The following is a 16,497-nucleotide window of genomic DNA, read 5'->3' as shown; positions in this document are numbered from 1 at the left end:
TACCCGACCGGAACTTTCAACAGACCGCCATCATATGGGACGTACATGAAAGTAGCCCTGATCGGAGTCGGCCAGGCTGGCGGCAACGTCACTGAACGACTCGCCAGGTTCGACGCGGACATGGGTTTCGAAGCCATCCAGGGAGCGCTGGCCGTCAACTCGGCGGAAGCCGACCTCGAGTCGCTGCAGTTCGTCGAGACGCAGTTGATCGGTGCCGACCGCGTGAACGGGCACGGCGTCGGTGCCGACAACGAACTCGGGACCGAAGTGATGCAATCGGACATCCAGCAAGTACTGGACGGTCTCGACGGGCGCGTCACGTCGACGGCCGAAGCCGTCTTCGTCGTCGCCGGCCTCGGCGGCGGCACCGGGAGCGGCGGCGCGCCGGTCCTCGTCCATCACCTCCAGCAGATCTACGACATCCCGGTCTACGCGCTCGGCATCCTTCCGGGACGGAACGAGGGCGCGCTCTATCAGGCCAACGCCGGTCGCTCCCTGAAGACGCTCCTCCGGGAGGCCGACTCGACGCTGTTGATCGATAACGACGCCTGGCACGAACAGGGCGAGAGCATCGAGAGCGCCTTCGAGACGATCAACGAACGGATCGCCAAACGTGTCGGCCTGCTCTTTGCCGCCGGCGAGGCCGTCAACGGCGTCGGCGAGAGCGTCGTCGACTCGAGCGAAGTAATCAACACCCTTCGCGCGGGTGGGGTCGCGGCGCTCGGCTACGCGACCGAGGTCGCAAGCGAGGACAGCGGCGAGAACATCACGAACACGATGAGCGTCGCTCGACAGGCGCTGTTGACCGGAACCAGCCTGCCGGATGCGACGACGGCCGACTCGGCGCTGCTCGTCATTGCCGGCCAGCCCGATGCGATCCCGCGCAAGGGCGTCGAACGCGCCCGCCGCTGGCTCGAGGACGAAACCGGAAGCATGCAGGTCCGTGGCGGTGACTTCCCCATGGACAGCGACCGACTCGGCGCGCTCGTCTTGCTCGGCGGCGCGGAGCGCTCCGACCGGATCGAGGCGTTCATGGACCGCGCCCGCGAGGCGAAAGACGCCCAGGAGGCGGAAGCGACGGACCACGCCGAGGAGTTCGCCGACGATCGTCTCGAGAACCTCTTTTAGCGTCGGGTCGCCGTCACCGGTTCGCTCGCGATCACGAACGGTGCCGTTGCCGAGCGGTCGAGTCGGCCCAGGTTTATACTGCCGACAGCAGCCGTGGCATGACACAACACGGTGGAAGGAGGTCCCTGCTAACGGTTTTCAGGGGTGTCGTGACCGGTACATTTAAACTATAGGGTCCAGTAGTACCAGTCACCAGAACGCCACCGGGGCGCGTATCGCTCGACGATCGATGACAGGAAATCTTATTCACCGAGGTTTCGCAGATCGTGAGCAGTCGCTTCGAACGGTCGAACGGCTACTCGAGTCACCCGCCGAGCCGTCGGCGACCGACTCGAGTAGCCGTCGACGGGTTCTCCGGTGCGGGTATGGCACAGAGGTTTGACTAACATGGTAGACGAATCGAAGAACATCGAACTGACAGAGGACGACCTAGAAAACAAATCGAAAGGACAGCTCATCAAAATGGCCGGTCAACTGCGGGACCGGCGAAACGAGCTGAACCAGATGGCCTCCGACCGGGCCTCCAAGCGCGACGACCTCAACGCGAAGACTCGCGAGAAGGTCGACGAAGCCCAGGAGCACCGCGAGAAACGCGACGAGCTCAACGAGCAGGTCCAGGAACACAAGGAGAGCCGCAACGAGCTCAACGCCGAAGCCAACGAGCTGTTCGACAAGGTCGAACAGCTCAAGTCGGACATGGAGCTCGACGAGGGCAAGGACCTCGAGGAACTCGAAGAGGAGATCGAGGAACTCGAGTTCAAACAACAGACCGAGGTCCTCTCGAGCGAGGACGAGAAGGAACTCATCGAGAAGATCGAGAGCAAACGCGAGGAGTACGAGGAGCGCAAGCAGAAACTCGATCAGAACGAGGATCTCGAAGAACTCGTCGATGAAGCCGAGGAAGTGCGATCGGAAGCCTCCCAGCACCACCAGAAGGTCACGGAACTGGCGGACAAGGCCCAGGAACATCACAACCAGATGATCGAGGCCTATCGGGAAGCCGACGACATCCGTGACGAGGCCGACGAGATGCACGAGAAGTTCGTCGAGGCCCAGGAGGCCGCCGACCGCCACCACGAGGACTTCGTCCGCGTCCAGAAGCGCCTGCGCGAACTCGACAAGCAGGAAGAAGAGGAGCGCAAGTCCGAACGCGACAAGAAGAAAGAGGAGGCCAAGGAGGAGGCCGAGGAAATCTATCAGAAGTTCAAGGAAGGCGAAACCCTCGACACCGAGGACCTGATGAAACTCCAGAAGACGGGACTGCTCTAAGTCGATTCCGTCTACCGCGATTTCTCTCCCCCGAGTCTTCGGGGATTTCAAGCGCCCGAACAGCGACTGCTCTCTGCCGGCACCCCGAAACGCGGCCGGCGGACCCCCGCTGATCGCCGAATCGACGTGCCGGACTTCGTGACGTTCTCACCGCGTGCACTCGGATCGCGCTCTGTTGTCCGATCGCGTTTTTGCTACCACCGCACTCATGACAGCGACCGAACGGCGAGCGGCCGAGCGGAGGTCCACACGGGAACGGCTCACGGCGTTTTACGCCACGTTCAACCGTGTCGTCACGGGTCGGGGCGGAGCGGACGAGCTGGCACCGATACTCGAGGCCGACATCGTCTGGACCGATGCGACGACTGGCGACCGCGCCGGGCGAACGGAGACGGGGATCGACGCGGTCCTCGAGAACGTGGTGCTGGCGACGGGACAACGGGCCGCGCACCTCCAGGCGCTCCCCGAGCGGTTCGTCGACGCCGGCGAGCGGACGATCGTAACGGGTGCCTACGTCGGAACGATCGACGGCCGCCCCTTCGATGTCCCGTTCGCTCACGCGTTCGCCGTTCGAGACGGACGGATTCGTCGGTGGACGGCCTACAGCGACCCCGCGCTCGAGCGGAGCGTATTCGACGCCTAACGCCGCGTCTCCCGATCGAATCCGGAACGACGACCGACGCCCCGAATTATTCGATCTATAACAATGCAATAAGCCCCCCAGCTACCGGTTATGCAACGTCACAGGGACGACGCGAGCGTGCTCGTGCCCGGGATCGATGCACCGAGCACCGTTGCCTGTCTCCGCTCACTGCACCCGCGGGGTATCCGGACCATCGTGGGCTCGGAGTCACGGTCGACGCCAGCGGCCAGCTCGGCCTACCGCGACGAGTTCGTCACGCTGCCGGACCCGGAAACCGAACTCGCCGCGTACGGGGATGCGCTGCTCTCGCTTGCCGAACGCCCGGCCGTTCGGACGATCGTTCCGGTCCGTGAGGAAGACGTCTACGTGCTCGCAAAGCGCAAGGCGGCGTTCGCCGACGAAATCGCGACGCTGTGGCCCGACTTCGAGACGCTGCGACGAGTACAGGACCGCGTCGAACTCTTCGCAGCCGCCGAGGCGGCCGGCGTCGGCACGCCCGAGACCGACCTCCTCGATCAGTGGACCGACTGGAGCCGTGAGACGATCGTGAAACCGCGCTACACCGTGGCGTCGCCGACGTATCTCGGGGCGCGGTTCGAGGACGCGGAGATCGGTTCGACGGCGTACCAGCGGCCCGGGAAGCCGCCGGACGAGCAAGCTGTCGTCGAGAAACGTGGCCATACCCCGATCGTCCAGGAGCGGATCGCCGACTCGCGGGAGTTCGGCTTCTTCGCGCTCTACGACCGCGGCGACCCGGTCGCGACCTTCCAGCACTGCCAGCGTCGCGGCTGGAAGTACTGCGGCGGCCCCAGCGCCTACCGTGAATCGGTCCACATCCCGGCCCTCGAGACCGCCGGTCGCGCGCTCCTGAGCGAACTCGAGTGGCACGGGCTCGCCATGGTCGAGTTCCTGCGCGACCCTGCGGACGGCGAGTTCAAACTCATGGAGATCAACCCGCGGTTCTGGTCGTCGCTGCCGTTCTCGATTCGGGCGGGGGCCGACTTCCCCTACTACTACTGGCAGTTGGCGATAGACGAGCCGATCAGGTCGGAGCCGACGTACGAGGTCGGGCTGGGTGGCCATCTGCTGCGTGGCGAACTCAGCTACCTTCACAGCGTGGCGACCGAGGAGTACCCGCTCGTCGACCGCCCGTCGCTCGCCGCGGCCGCACGCGAGGTCGCCACGTCGCTCGTCCGCCAGCCTCGGTTCGATTACGCGGTCGCCGACGACCCGGTGCCGTTCTTCCAGGACGGCGTGAATCTCGTCCGGGCGTGGCTCGAGAGCCGCTCCGACGGGGAGCCGCGACCCGAGACCGAGCGGGATGTCGAGGTCGGGACCGATACGGAGACGGAAATCGGCGGCGATGGCGCGGATCCGACCGAGACGGGATCGGCTGCGGACGGCGATCCGACGCGATCGGCACAGACCGATGGCGGGCCCCGGTCCGACTCGAGGCGGCGCTGACGGAGCGGACCCGCGAGTATCCGATTGCGACTGCGAACGAGGGGTTGCGTTCGCACGTTATCCCGAGTGAATCGACTCCGACGGCGAGTCCGAGAGCCACCGCTCGAGCGTATACGACTGCGGCGTACAGCCAATACTGCTCAGCATTCAGTTGGATCACCGTCTCGTCAACCGCAACGTGATCCGGACACCGACCAGATTCGGGCTGTAGATCGGCCTTGTGAACCCAATTATGAACGGTGGCTCGAGCGCGTTCGACACTGAATATGACAATCATTCGAGTTGAAACCACTTATCGATGAGGGTTCGTATTTGAACCAACCCTTAGCCTTCGAGGGGGTCTGCCCACTCGAGACCGATCCCCTCGTGGACGACGAACTCGAGGGCGTTGATCAGGTAGTGGGCGACGACGACGACCAGGAGACTCCCGGTGGCGATGAAGACGGCCGCGAGGACGAACCCGAGGAGGCCGGTGACGACGACACCGACCGGGCCCTGCATGCCGTGGCCGAGCGCGAACGCGATCGAGGACCCGACCGCGAGCAGCCACGGCGAGAGTCCGTAGCCGGCGGCGGGGACGCCGATCAGCGCCGCCCGGAAGAGGAACTCCTCGAAGAGGGCGATGATCGGGAGCACGCCCAGCAACAGGACGAGCCAGCCCTCGAGCGAGTCGGGAGACAACAGCTCTCGGAGGGCCTCGTCGTGGTCGAATCCGACGCGGGTCGCCGCCGCCCCGGCGAGTTCGTTCGCGACGTAGAAGACGCATCCGGCGGCCGTCCCCCAGAGTAGCCCCGACCGGAGGTATGCGATGGACAACTCGATCCCCAGTGCCGCGGCCGGAACGGCGGTGTAGACCGCGGCACCGAGTAACACGAGCGCGAACAGACCCTGTGAGAAGGCGACGTTCGCGAGGACCAGCCCCGTCGACAGCGAGTCCGGATCGACGCCGCGGTCGGCCGGCCGTCGCCGTCCGTGTGACTCGAGTGGCACGTCACGTGGCTCGCCCGCGACGTCGGACGGGACATCGGCGGAGCGATCGTCTCGCGCCGACTCGTTGTCCCTCGCGACGGGCGGCTGCTCGCCCCCGTCCGAACCGGCCGCCTGCTCGGCATCTCGCGGCTGCGAGTTGCCCGTCCCGTCGACCGTCTCGGCGGCGGTCGTCGCGTTCGCCCGGGGTTCGCCGTCGCTCGAGTCGGGATCGCCGTCGGTAAACGCGGACTGTGTCAGATGTGATAAAACGAGCAGGAGCGCGAGGACGACGCCGGTTATGCCGACGAACGTCGCCCACTGCGGCATTTACTGCGGGCTCGGGTTCGACCCGCCGGCGGAGCCGACGGTGCCCTGATCGAACGCCGTCCCGGTGATCGACTTGAGACGGTCGACCAGCGAGTCCTTCTTCGGTTCGCCCATCAGGGCGACGTCCAAGACCTCGCTGATGTTCGCACAGGGGATGATCTCGATCATGTCCTCGTACTCCTCTTCGATCATCACGTCCTGTTCGTTCGCTTCGGGGATGATGACCTTCGTGCAGCCGGCCTTGGCGGCGGCTTCGATCTTGTGGGTGACGCCGCCGACCGGCAGCACGTCGCCGCGGACCGACAGCGAGCCGGTCATCGCGACCGACTGGTCGACCGGAATGTTCTCCAGCGCGGAGATGACGGCGGTCGCGACCGTGATGGAAGCGGAGTCGCCGTCGACGCCCTGTTGGCCGGCCTGGACGAACTGGATGTGGATGTCCTTCTCCGAGAGATCGACGTCGGAGAACTTCTTGATGATCGCGGAGACGTTCTGGACGGATTCCTCGGCCATCTCCTGAAGCTTGCCGGTGGCGATGACCTGTCCGCCGCCCTGTGCGGGGGCGATTTCGGCCATGACCGGCAGCATGATGCCCGAGTCTTCGCCCATGACGGCGAGGCCGTTGACGCGGCCCTCGACGCCGCCCTCGTTGACCTGCAGCTCGTAGTCCTTGCGGCGCTCGATGTAGTCGTCGGCGAGCTGTTGTTCGATCGAGCGCGAGCGTTTCTTCGCCTGCAAGACGTCGTCACGGGTGGTGTACTCGCGATCCTCAGCGCGGGCGATGTCGCCCGCGACGCGGACCAGCCCACCGAGGCTGCGGAACAGCAGCGTGAGGTGGTTCTTGCGGCCCGAGCGGCGTTTCGCCTCGAGGATGAGTTCCTCGACGGCGTCGTCGGTGAAGTGGGGCAGGCGGCCGTCGCGTTCGACCTCCTGGGCGATGAAGCGGGCGTACTTGCGCCGCATCTCGGGGGTGTCCTCGATGGTGTCGTCCATGTAGACCTCGTACCCGTACCCCTTGATCCGGTTGCGGAGCGCGGGGTGCATGTTCTCCATGGCGTCGAGGTTCCCGGCGGCGACCATGATGAAGTCACAGGGGACGGGTTCGGTCTGGACCATCGCGCCCGAGGAGCGCTCGGACTGGCCCGTGATGGCGAACTCGCCTTCCTGGATGGCCGTCATCAGTTTCTGCTGGGTCCGGATGTCGAGCGTGTTGATCTCGTCGACGAACAGCACGCCCTTGTTGGACTTGTGGATCGCGCCCGGCTCGACGCGGTCGTGGCTCGGTGTCTCCATGCCGCCGGACTGGAAGGGGTCGTGGCGGACGTCACCGAGCAGTGCGCCGGCGTGGGCACCGGTCGCGTCCTCGAAGGGCGCGACGCGCTGATCGCCGTTGTTGACGATCATGTTGGGCACCATCGCATCGGTCCCGCGGGAGGTGTAGCGGAAGATCAGCCAGACGATCCCCGCTGCGAGGATGCCAAGCAATATCTGCCCGCCTACCAGAAGCGCATAGCCGATAACGACGGCGATGATGATCCACATCAGGATCGAGCGCATCTGGTTGCGCTTGCGGGCCTCCTCCTTGTGGGCGTCGATGATCTGTTCGCCCTTCCCGGCGGGAACGGTCCGAACCTTCGGTTCGTTGCCGTCGTCGGGATTGTGGTAGACTAAAACGTCCTGAAGATCCTCCTTCGGAAGCAGTTGGCTCATCGCCTTCGCCAGCATCGACTTGCCGGTCCCCGGCGAACCGATCATCATGACGTGCCGGCGCTGCTTCGCCGCCTTGATAATGATATCTCGCGCTTCGTCCTGGCCGATGACCTGATCGACGAGCCGATCGGGGACTTCGATGTCCTCGGTCGAATCGATCTTCAGACCGCCCAGCAGATCGTCCTCGGCGATCTCTTCGTCGACCTCGACGCCTGGATCGACCTCGACGGTACTCCCGAGGTCCTCGACGGTCTCGATGTCGTCGTCCTCGTCGGACGACGGCTCGAACTCGTCGATCGGATCGTCGACGTCGTTGCGACGGTCACCGTCCTCCTCGAGCGGCGACCGGTCTCCCTGACGCTCGGGCTGCTCAACGGGGTCGGTCCCGTCGGAAACAGTCTCCGAAGCGTCTTCGGGAGGGTCGTCAACGTTCGTATCGTTACTCATAGAACTCTGTTCGGTACCTGGTTCGAAGGGATTGCGACTGATATACTTTCTCCATGCGGAGGATGGTGTCAGTCGGTGATACCGGGCGGAACAGCGGTCGACAGCGGAAAGCAGCCGATGAGAGCGGTTTGTTTAATACAGTATCGTCTGGGGAGGAATATATAGTTGTCTGATCAGTCCCCGTCGAGCAGTGTCAGGGACGGCGGAACGTCGGCACGGATCGACCGGGATGTCGATCGCTCGACTCGAGGTGAACTCGCCACCCTTAAGCGCCGCGCCCGTGCAGTGACCGGCATGACTCGGGGGTTCTACATCGGTCGCTTTCAGCCCTTTCACAACGGCCATCGGAGTATGGTCGAGCAGATCGCCGAGGACGTCGACGAACTCGTCCTCGGAATCGGAAGCGCCGACGATTCGCATACCGTCCGGAACCCGTTTACGGCGGGCGAACGGATCATGATGATCACGAAGTCGCTCGTCGAGTTCGATCTCGTCACTTACGCCGTCCCGATCGAGGACCTCGAACGCAACTCGGTATGGGTCAGCCACGTCCAGAGCATGAGTCCCGACTTCGATGTCGCCTACTCGAACAACCCACTCGTGATCCAACTCTTCCACGAGGCCGACATCGAAATCCGCCAGTCGCCGATGTTCAACCGCGAGGTCCTCGAAGGATCGGAGGTCCGCGAGCGGATGATCACGGGCGGCGACTGGGAGTCGCTCGTCCCCGAAGCGGTCGTCGATGTCGTCGAGGAGATGAACGGGATCGAGCGCATTCAGATGGTCAGCGACTCGGACTCGAACGGGGACTGAACCGGGCGGATCGAACACGACTGACGAGCAACCGCCGCCGAATCCCCGCTGTCTTTGGGTGCTCACGCCGTACGGCCGTTCATGATTACGCTCGCGTCCGACTTCGGCACGCCGTATCCGGCGGCGATGAAGGGCGTACTGGGACAGCGGACGGATGCTCGATTAGTCGATGTCGCGCACGATTTTCCGCGGCAGGACGTTCGAACGGCGGCGTTCTGGCTTCGCGAGGTATTGCCGTACTTCCCTCCGGCAACCCACCTCGTCGTGATCGATCCCGGTGTCGGCACCGAGCGGGCCGCGCTGGTGCTCCGTGCCGGCGACCACACGCTCGTGGGCCCGGATAACGGAGTTTTGTGCCCCGCGGCGCGGCGACTCGCGGGCGGCGACGACGGCGAACTCGAGGCATACGTGATCGCCGAGGACGAACTCGATACCGTGGAACCGACGATACCGTCACAGCCGAGCGAGCACCGCTCACCGCGGAGCAACACCTTTCACGGTCGGGACGTCTTCGCCCCCGCTGCCGCCGCCGTTCACGACGTCGAGAGCGATGCGCTCGGCTCGCTCACGTGTCTCGAGTCGGGGGCCGTCGCGGTCGACCTCGAACTTCCGACAGCCGATCTCGAGGGGCACCGTGCAATCGGCGAGGTGATGGTTGTCGACGGGTTCGGGAACGCGATCACGAACGTTCCCGGGTCGTTCCTCGACGGCCGGGCCCGGGTCCTGGTAAACGGCGACGCGGTTCCGGTCGGCGAGACCTTCGCGGCCGTTTCCATGGGTGCCCGACTCGCGACCGTCGGCAGTCACGGGTACGTGGAACTCGATGTCAATCGGGGCCGCGGTGAGGACGCGTTCGGCCTCGCGCCCGGCGATCGAGTCGTCCTCGAAGCGTCCTCGTGACGGCTCAGTGGGGATGAAACACGGCGGTGGAACCCCGAATCAATCGCCGGTCGGACCGGCGTGTGTCCGGGCCGGATCGATCACGAGCTCGCCGTCGGCGCGGACCGTGACGACGCACTGCGAAAACGTGAACGTGATCGCCCCGTCACCGGAACGGGGGCCGGCACCGCGCCAGTGGACGAAGAGGGCGTTCAGCGCGTCCGGTTCGACGCACTCGGAGAGCGACTCGAGATCGTCCGGTTCGATCCCGAGCACCGACGAGACGGTCATGAGCAGTGCCGTACTCACCGGCTCGTACGCGCCGTCCTCGCACCACGTGTGGTAGGTGCCACGGTCGTCGTCGTAGTAGACCGTGCGGCCGTCAGTGACGGCGATCGGCGTCAGTGTGTCTCGCGGAGCAGTTCCGGACATAATACTTCTAACTGATTGATGTTAACACTTAACACTATTGGCTAATCGTGATGGCTATCGGGACAACAGCGCTCGAAAAAAGCGGACGTTCGAAACGGATGTCGCGAACGGCGACGTTATTCGGCCGCGATAACGTCGTCGATGCGGGCGATCATCGTGGCGGCCTCGGTCGCGCTCTCGACGGCCTCGCGCTTGACGTCGGCGGGGTCGACGACGCCGTGCTCGAAGGGATCGTCGATCGTGACCTCGTCACCCTTGGTGATCAGGCCGGCTCGACCCTCGGATTCGTGGGCGGCACGAAGGTCCACGAGCACGTCGATCGGGTCGCGTCCGGTGTTGGCCGCGAGCGTGCGTGGGACGATGTCGACCGCGTCGGCAAAGGCCGTCACGGCGAGTTGCTTGCGACCCTCGATACCGGCGGCTTCCTCGCGGATCTTGTCCGCGATCGAGATTTCGGTCGCGCCGGCACCCGGGACGACTTCGCCGGATTCCAGCGCCGTCGCGACGACATCGAGCGCGTCACCGATGGCGCGCTCGAGTTCGTCGACGATGTGTTCGGTGCCGCCGCGGACGAAGACGGTGACCGTCTCGGCCGCTGCGCCGCCCTCGACGAAGGCAAGGTCGTCATCGCCGTAGGTCTCGGTGTGGATGCGGTCGGCCGAGCCGAAGTCGGATTCCTCGAGGTCGTCGAGGTCACCGACGCGGCGTGCGCCGGTCGCGGAGGCGACCTGCCGGGCGTCGCTGTCGCCGAGTCCCTCGAAGACGAGGACGCCCTCGTTGGCGAGGGCGTTGGCGACGCGGTCGGCGACGTCTTCGGTCGTGAAGACGACATCGGCACCGCTCTCGGCGACGGTCTCGGCGTAGCCCTCGAGTTCGCCCTCCTCGGCGTCGATTGCGGCGTTGAGCTGGTCGATCGAGTCGATGGCGTACTCGGCGTCGACATCGCCCGTGCGGACATCGAGTTCGACGTCCAGAACGGCGATCGACGCGTCCTCGACCTCGCTCGGCATGCCGTCGTGAGCGGGGTCCTCGTCGACGACGATTCCGGGGACGAGTTCGGTCGCGTTCGACGAGGCTCCGATCTGTGTGTGGACGGTGACGTTGTCGCGTGCGACGCCCGCGTCAGTATCGACGTGGCGGATCGCTTCGACGACCGTCTCCGCCAGCGACGCGGCGGTGAGTCCGCCGGTGCCCTTGCCGGTCATGCTCGACTCGGCGACCTGCCGGAGGATTTCGTCATCGACGTCGGCCTCGTTGACCTGTTCGTCGATCGCCTCGAGGGCGATCTCGGCGGCCTCGTGATATCCTTCGACGATCGTCGTCGCGTGGACGTCCTGCTCGATGAGGTCTTCGGCCTCGCCCAGCAGGTTGCCGGCGAGCACCGCAGCCGTGGTCGTCCCGTCGCCGACTTCCTCCTCCTGGGAGTCGGAGACCTCGACGATCATCTGTGCCGCGGGGTGCTCGATATCCATCTCGTTCAGGATGGTCGCCCCGTCGTTGGTGATGACGACGTCCCCGCCGGAGTCGACGAGCATCTTGTCCATACCGCGGGGTCCGAGCGTCGTGCGTACCGACTCGGCCACGGCCTTGCCGGCCATGATGTTCGACGACTGCGCGTCGCGACCCTGCGTTCGCTGACTATCCTCGCTCATGATGAACATGGGCTGCCCACCCATGCGTCGCTGTTGTGCCATCGTTGATCCTCACTAACCATGTCGTCAGCACTTCTATATAATTCTTTCCCTCCGACCGCCGCTCCGTCTTGCGATTGCGCATGTGAACGACCGCCACGGCGGGCGGCGACGGAGCCGGTAGGGAAATATGGATCGATGCGAAACGTTTCGGAAGATGCTGGAGTTGGAACACGGGTTCCGCGTCGTCGACGTCTCGACGCGGCTGCCGCCGACGGACGGTAGTGGGGGGCACGGGGGGCGACCGATGACGGCGGAACGGCTCGAACGGGAGATGCATCAGGCCGGGATCACGCGGTCGGTCGTCTGCCCGCCGGCGCTGGCGGAGACGAGCTATCTCGCGCCGAACAACGGCGTCGCCAGACGGAGCGTCGACCGCCCGTTCGTCGCTTTCGCCCGAATCAACGGTACCCAGACGCCGGGTCGAAACGCGACCGGCCGTCTGCGCAACGCAGTCAGCAGTCGCGAGGGCTACCACACGTCCCCCGAAGACATCGAGAAGTACGCGTACGACGATCGCTTTCACGGGTTCGTCCTCGACCCCGCCGTCGACGACTACCCCGACGACGACGTTCTCGCGGCTCTCGAGGACGTCGGCCTGCCGGTGATCGTCCGCGGCGGCGTCGACGCCCCGCCCGAGACGCTCGCGGACGTCCTCCTCGAGCGCTCGTTCCCCGTCGTCGTCGGCTGCTTCGGCGGCTATCCGCTCGATCGGTCGCTCATGACCGAGATGATCGATCTGCTCGCCGAATACGACGACTGCTATCTCGAGACGAGCTTCGTCCGGTATCGCGACCACCTTGAGCGGGCGCTCATGGAACACCCCGATCGCGTCTTCTTCGGGAGCGGCGCACCCGCCTGTCACCCGAACGTCGCTGTCATGGAGATCCTGACCCTCGATGTCTCGGAGGACCTGCTGCGTCGTGCCTTCTCGAAAAACGCCTGCCGCGTGATCGACCCGCTCGCGCCCGATGGGGACTACTGGAGCTGAGTCGGCCGGCTCGAGCCGCTCCGGGCCGTGGACGGTCTACTCGATACCGATGACCCGCAGGTCGTTCAGGTTCGTTCCCGTGGGGCCCGTGCAGAGCAGCCCGTCCCGGGACTCGAGGTACGGATAGGCGTCGTTGTTCGCGAGGGCCTCGCGCGCCGCGTCGGGATCGGCGACGGTCGTCCCGTCGACCAGCGCGCCCGCCGCGTCGGTCGCCCCGTCGCTGCCGTCGGTGTCGACCGCAGCGACCGCGATTTCGCTCCCGTCCGCGAGGTGGAGCGCCGCGCTCGTCGCGAACTCCTGATTCGGTCCGCCCGTCCCGTCGCCCCGGACCGTCACCGTCGTCTCGCCCCCGGAAAGCACGACGGCCGGCGGCGCGACCGGCCTGCCGGTCGCCAGCACCTCCTCCGCGATCGCGACGTGGGTCGCGGCCGCGTCGCGAGCCTCACCACGAACGCGCGAAGAAAGGACGAGCGTCTCATACCCCCGCTCGGCCGCCGCATCGCGAGCCGCGTCGAGGGTGGTCATGCCGTCCGCGATGATGTGGTTCGAAACGGTCTCGAACGCCGCGTCGTCGGGTCCGGGCGTTTCGGCGATCTCGCCGGCGGCTCCGCGCTCGAGGCGAGCTTGGACGGAGCCGGGAGCGTCGATTTCGTACCGCTCGAGGACTGCGAGCGCGTCGTCGAAGGTCGACTCGTCGGGCGCAACGGGGCCGCTGGCGATCACGCTCGGGTCGTTCCCCACCACGTCGCTGAGGACGAGCGAAGCGACCGTCGCGGGGACGGCGCGGCGCGCCAGTCGGCCCCCCTTCAGCGCCGAGAGGTGCTTGCGGACCGCGTTGATGTCGCCGATGTCGGCCCCGCTGGCGAGCAGGGCGTCGGTGGTCGTCCGGAGATCGGCGAGGGAGAGGTCCCCCGCGGGTGCGGGCATGAGGGCGCTTCCGCCGCCGGTGATCGCCGCTAGCACGAGCGTATCCCCGTCGGCCGCGTCCGCCGCTGCGAGGACGTCGCCCGCCGCGTCGACGCCGCGCTCGCTCGGTATCGGGTGGTCACCCGCCCGGACCGTCACGCGCTCGGTCTCGGCGGGATCGTCCGTGACGACGACGCCGCTATCGATTCGATCACCCAGAATCGCCTCGAGCGCGACGGCGACGTGTGCCGCGGCGTTGCCGCCGCCGAGGACGACGAGGGTGTCGTACTCGCGGAGGTCGTACGTCGCGTCCGCGATGCGGAGCGTCGCACCCTCGAGAGCGACGGTATCGCGGACGACCGTTCGAGGATGGCCCGCCTCGATGCCGGCCACGACGCAGTCGAGTGCGATGTCGCGGGCCTCGCTCGCGGCGAGGCGATCACGGTTCGCGATCATAGCCACACGAACGGGGACGGTGCTGATAGCTTCGTGGCATCGACCGCGACGGATCGCCCGGTCGAACGGTGACGGCTCGCTCGCCACCGAGCGCTCGCGGCCGCGGCCCGCTGGTCGGGCGTGTCGATGGCTTGTCTTTATACTCCCGTGGACATGAATGACGACTGTGAGCCGTACCCCGATCCTCCGAACCCTACTCGAGGACGACGCGTGGCGGGTGGCACTCGTCGCCGGCGTCGCCGCGCTGCCGTTTACGACCGCCAGCTACGTGCGGACGGGGACCGAGATCGATTTCGGCCCGGTGTTTTACGCCGGCCTGCTGGCGGGCTATCTCTACGAATCCGGCTCCACCGACCGCTCCCGAGTCGCGACTCGAGTCGGGTGTATCAGTGCGTTGCCGGTGCTCTGGCAGTGCAGCGATATGGTGGTTTTCGCCCTCACTGAGACGACCTCGCCGCCGTGGCTCCGGGCAGTTACCGTCACGTTCGTGGCCGGGTTCACGGTGCTCGGCGTCGGCATGGCCATCGTCGTCGCCATGATCGGCGCGTGGATCGGCGACTGGCTTGGCGGGACGGTCGGCCGCATCCGAGTCCCAGGGGTTGGACACTGAAACGGACCGCTGTCAGTCAGTCCCGCCGAAACGTCGGATGCGCCGTCGCTTCGTTCAGTCGTGTCTGAACGACCGCTGGCCGGTAAACACCATCGCCATGTCGTGCTCGTCGGCGGCCTCGATTACGTCCTCGTCGTTGACCGAGCCACCGGGCTGGATCACCGCTTCGATGCCCGCCTCCGCGGCCTCCTCGATCCCGTCCGGGAACGGGAAAAAGGCGTCCGAAGCCATGACCGCGCCCTCGGCGTCCTTGCCCTCGGCGTGCTCGTCGGCTTTCATCGCCGCCAGCCGAACCGCGTCGACGCGGGAGACCTGCCCCATGCCGATCCCGACCGTCTCCGTGCCGTCGGCAAAGCAGATGCCGTTCGACTTGACGTGTTTCAGGGTCTGCCACGCGAAGACCATCGTCTCGAGTTCCGCGTCTGTCGGTTCGCGCTCAGTAACGATCTCGAGGTCGGCGGCCGAGATCGACTGTAGATCCCGTTCCTGGACGAGTCGCCCGCCGACGAGGGGCTTCTCCGTGAAGCGTTCGGTGCGTGTCTCGTTCAGGTCGCCGACATCGAGGACGCGGAGGTTGTCCTTCTCGAGGAGGACCTCGAGGGCGGCGTCGGTATAGCCGGGCGCGACGACGACTTCCTTGAACGAGTCGATGACCTGCTCGGCGGTCGCGGCGTCGCACTCGCGGTTGAGGGCGACGATGCCGCCGAAGGCGCTCATCGGGTCCGTTGAGAGGGCCTTCTCGTAGGCCGCGGCGAGCGAGTCGGCGGTCGCACAGCCCGCCGGATTGGTGTGTTTGATGACCGCTGCGGCTGGCTCGTCGAACTCCTTGATCAGATTGAGCGCGCCGTCGGCGTCGTTGTAGTTGTTGTACGACAGCGCCTTCGCGCCCTCGTTTAACTGGTCGGCGTGGACGACGCTGGCCTCGTCACAGGTGTAGTCGGTGTAGACCGCAGCGTCCTGATGGGGGTTTTCCCCGTAGCGAAGCGTCTCCGCGCGATCGTCGGAGACCAGCCGTCGCGCCGGGAGACCGTCGTGGTCGTCTCCCTCGGCGGTCGCAACATCGGCGTCGACCGATACCTCGCCTGTCGCGAGATCCACGTCCATCGCACCCTCCGCGAACCACTTCACGGCTCGCGGATAGGCGCGGAACTCGCACTCGTAGAGAACGCGATCCTTCAGGGTCTCCTCGTCGTCGCCCTCGTAAACCGGGATCGGTTCCTGCGTGACGATCGGACCGGCATCGACTTTTTCCTCGACGACCGCCCCGTCCTCGTCGGTCGCGTCCGTGACCACGTGGACCGTACAACCCGTCACCGAGACGCCGGCCTCGAGCGCGTCGCCCCAGGCGTCCATGCCGGGGAACGACGGCAACAGTGCGGGGTGGACGTTCAGCGTCGTCGGCATCTCGTCGAGGAAGGTGTTCGAGAGGATTCGCATGTAGCCGTCCAGACAGACGAGGTCGAACTCGTAGTCGGACAGCGCCTCGACTACCGCCTCCTCGTGCTCGCGGCGGCTCAGTTCGTCGGCGAGCGGGACGACCTCGGTCGGGATGTCGCGCTCGGCGGCGGCCTCGAGCACCGGCGCGTCCGGGTCGGTCGTCAAAACGACGGCGAACTCGGCTCCGCCCGGTTCGCGGTCGGCGATGTTCAACAGGTTGCGCCCTCGGTTGCCGGCCATCCCGGCGATTCGCGTCATGGTCTAGTCCGCACCCGCGAGCGGCAAAGTGGTTGCGGTCTCGAGCGCCAACATATGCACATCTGTG

14 protein-coding genes and 1 pseudogene are annotated in these 16,497 nt (G+C 66.0%); 8 read left to right on the top strand and 7 right to left on the bottom strand.

Annotated elements, in window-relative coordinates:
- The first annotated feature begins 45 nt into the window (after positions 1 to 45).
- From FGF80_RS14775 to FGF80_RS14760, 4 genes are all read left to right on the top strand, one after another.
- The gene (locus FGF80_RS14775; protein ID WP_138654869.1) at positions 46 to 1,128 is read left to right on the top strand and encodes a tubulin/FtsZ family protein; all 1,083 of its coding nucleotides are present in this window, start codon (positions 46 to 48) and stop codon (positions 1,126 to 1,128) included.
- Positions 1,129 to 1,515: 387 nt separating this feature from the next.
- Positions 1,516 to 2,397, top strand: coding sequence for a coiled-coil protein (locus tag FGF80_RS14770; protein WP_006186395.1), 882 nt, complete (start codon positions 1,516 to 1,518; stop codon positions 2,395 to 2,397).
- A 208-nt stretch (positions 2,398 to 2,605) separates the two neighbouring features.
- Positions 2,606 to 3,040 carry a nuclear transport factor 2 family protein gene (locus tag FGF80_RS14765; protein ID WP_006186394.1) on the top strand — a complete coding sequence of 145 codons (435 nt, stop codon included), beginning with the start codon at positions 2,606 to 2,608 and terminating at the stop codon, positions 3,038 to 3,040.
- 90 nt (positions 3,041 to 3,130) lie between these two features.
- Positions 3,131 to 4,504, top strand: coding sequence for a carboxylate--amine ligase (locus FGF80_RS14760; protein WP_138654867.1), 1,374 nt, complete (start codon positions 3,131 to 3,133; stop codon positions 4,502 to 4,504).
- Between the two features lie 115 nt (positions 4,505 to 4,619).
- On the opposite strand, the pseudogene FGF80_RS14755 reads toward FGF80_RS14760, so the two are convergent.
- From FGF80_RS14755 to lonB, 3 genes and pseudogenes are all read right to left on the bottom strand, one after another.
- Positions 4,620 to 4,772: pseudogene (locus FGF80_RS14755) on the bottom strand (IS6 family transposase); the annotation flags it as partial.
- Between the two features lie 56 nt (positions 4,773 to 4,828).
- Positions 4,829 to 5,800, bottom strand: a complete 972-nt coding sequence (locus FGF80_RS14750) for a CPBP family intramembrane glutamic endopeptidase (protein ID WP_138654865.1) — start codon at positions 5,798 to 5,800, stop codon at positions 4,829 to 4,831.
- The gene (gene lonB / locus FGF80_RS14745) at positions 5,801 to 7,957 is read right to left on the bottom strand and encodes an ATP-dependent protease LonB (RefSeq protein ID WP_006186391.1); all 2,157 of its coding nucleotides are present in this window, start codon (positions 7,955 to 7,957) and stop codon (positions 5,801 to 5,803) included.
- 294 nt (positions 7,958 to 8,251) lie between these two features.
- Between lonB and FGF80_RS14740 the strand changes: the two genes are divergently transcribed.
- Together FGF80_RS14740 and FGF80_RS14735 are read left to right on the top strand one after the other, a co-directional pair.
- A complete protein-coding gene (locus tag FGF80_RS14740) occupies positions 8,252 to 8,770 on the top strand; it encodes a nicotinamide-nucleotide adenylyltransferase (protein WP_006186390.1) in 519 nt (172 codons plus the stop codon).
- An 81-nt stretch (positions 8,771 to 8,851) separates the two neighbouring features.
- A complete protein-coding gene (locus FGF80_RS14735; RefSeq protein ID WP_006186389.1) occupies positions 8,852 to 9,670 on the top strand; it encodes an SAM hydrolase/SAM-dependent halogenase family protein in 819 nt (272 codons plus the stop codon).
- A gap of 39 nt (positions 9,671 to 9,709) precedes the next feature.
- Here the strand turns inward: FGF80_RS14735 and FGF80_RS14730 are convergent, their stop codons facing one another.
- Together FGF80_RS14730 and thsA are read right to left on the bottom strand one after the other, a co-directional pair.
- Entirely contained in the window at positions 9,710 to 10,081 is a 372-nt protein-coding gene (locus FGF80_RS14730) for a HalOD1 output domain-containing protein (RefSeq protein WP_138654863.1), read from the bottom strand.
- Positions 10,082 to 10,197: 116 nt separating this feature from the next.
- Positions 10,198 to 11,742, bottom strand: coding sequence for a thermosome subunit alpha (gene thsA, locus FGF80_RS14725; protein WP_049908158.1), 1,545 nt, complete (start codon positions 11,740 to 11,742; stop codon positions 10,198 to 10,200).
- Between the two features lie 160 nt (positions 11,743 to 11,902).
- Between thsA and FGF80_RS14720 the strand changes: the two genes are divergently transcribed.
- On the top strand, positions 11,903 to 12,763 hold the full coding sequence (locus FGF80_RS14720) for an amidohydrolase family protein (RefSeq protein WP_138654861.1): 861 nt from the start codon (positions 11,903 to 11,905) through the stop codon (positions 12,761 to 12,763).
- Between the two features lie 36 nt (positions 12,764 to 12,799).
- Here the strand turns inward: FGF80_RS14720 and FGF80_RS14715 are convergent, their stop codons facing one another.
- Positions 12,800 to 14,125, bottom strand: coding sequence for a glycerate kinase type-2 family protein (locus tag FGF80_RS14715; RefSeq protein ID WP_138654859.1), 1,326 nt, complete (start codon positions 14,123 to 14,125; stop codon positions 12,800 to 12,802).
- A gap of 166 nt (positions 14,126 to 14,291) precedes the next feature.
- Here FGF80_RS14715 and FGF80_RS14710 point away from each other — a divergent pair, with 166 nt between their 5' ends.
- The gene (locus FGF80_RS14710) at positions 14,292 to 14,735 is read left to right on the top strand and encodes a DUF5518 domain-containing protein (RefSeq protein ID WP_175417044.1); all 444 of its coding nucleotides are present in this window, start codon (positions 14,292 to 14,294) and stop codon (positions 14,733 to 14,735) included.
- 54 nt (positions 14,736 to 14,789) lie between these two features.
- Here the strand turns inward: FGF80_RS14710 and purH are convergent, their stop codons facing one another.
- The gene (purH, locus tag FGF80_RS14705; protein ID WP_138654855.1) at positions 14,790 to 16,430 is read right to left on the bottom strand and encodes a bifunctional phosphoribosylaminoimidazolecarboxamide formyltransferase/IMP cyclohydrolase; all 1,641 of its coding nucleotides are present in this window, start codon (positions 16,428 to 16,430) and stop codon (positions 14,790 to 14,792) included.
- Positions 16,431 to 16,497 lie beyond the last annotated feature (67 nt).

The organism is Natrinema pallidum (assembly GCF_005890195.1).
Classification (GTDB): Archaea; Halobacteriota; Halobacteria; order Halobacteriales; family Natrialbaceae; genus Natrinema; species Natrinema pallidum.
The sequence above is the reverse complement of the archived record's forward strand: the minus strand, read 5'-3'. Positions and strand labels throughout refer to the sequence as shown.

Excerpts from the sequence above, each read along its gene's own strand:
- FGF80_RS14775 (WP_138654869.1), top strand. The coding sequence starts at position 46 with ATGAAAGTAGCCCTGATCGGAGTCGGCCAGGCTGGCGGCAACGTCACT.
- FGF80_RS14770 (WP_006186395.1), top strand. The coding sequence starts at position 1,516 with ATGGTAGACGAATCGAAGAACATCGAACTGACAGAGGACGACCTAGAA.
- FGF80_RS14765 (WP_006186394.1), top strand. The coding sequence starts at position 2,606 with ATGACAGCGACCGAACGGCGAGCGGCCGAGCGGAGGTCCACACGGGAA.
- FGF80_RS14760 (WP_138654867.1), top strand. The coding sequence starts at position 3,131 with ATGCAACGTCACAGGGACGACGCGAGCGTGCTCGTGCCCGGGATCGAT.
- FGF80_RS14750 (WP_138654865.1), bottom strand. The coding sequence starts at position 5,800 with ATGCCGCAGTGGGCGACGTTCGTCGGCATAACCGGCGTCGTCCTCGCG.
- lonB (WP_006186391.1), bottom strand. The coding sequence starts at position 7,957 with ATGAGTAACGATACGAACGTTGACGACCCTCCCGAAGACGCTTCGGAG.
- FGF80_RS14740 (WP_006186390.1), top strand. The coding sequence starts at position 8,252 with ATGACTCGGGGGTTCTACATCGGTCGCTTTCAGCCCTTTCACAACGGC.
- FGF80_RS14735 (WP_006186389.1), top strand. The coding sequence starts at position 8,852 with ATGATTACGCTCGCGTCCGACTTCGGCACGCCGTATCCGGCGGCGATG.
- FGF80_RS14730 (WP_138654863.1), bottom strand. The coding sequence starts at position 10,081 with ATGTCCGGAACTGCTCCGCGAGACACACTGACGCCGATCGCCGTCACT.
- thsA (WP_049908158.1), bottom strand. The coding sequence starts at position 11,742 with ATGTTCATCATGAGCGAGGATAGTCAGCGAACGCAGGGTCGCGACGCG.
- FGF80_RS14720 (WP_138654861.1), top strand. The coding sequence starts at position 11,903 with ATGGATCGATGCGAAACGTTTCGGAAGATGCTGGAGTTGGAACACGGG.
- FGF80_RS14715 (WP_138654859.1), bottom strand. The coding sequence starts at position 14,125 with ATGATCGCGAACCGTGATCGCCTCGCCGCGAGCGAGGCCCGCGACATC.
- purH (WP_138654855.1), bottom strand. The coding sequence starts at position 16,430 with ATGACGCGAATCGCCGGGATGGCCGGCAACCGAGGGCGCAACCTGTTG.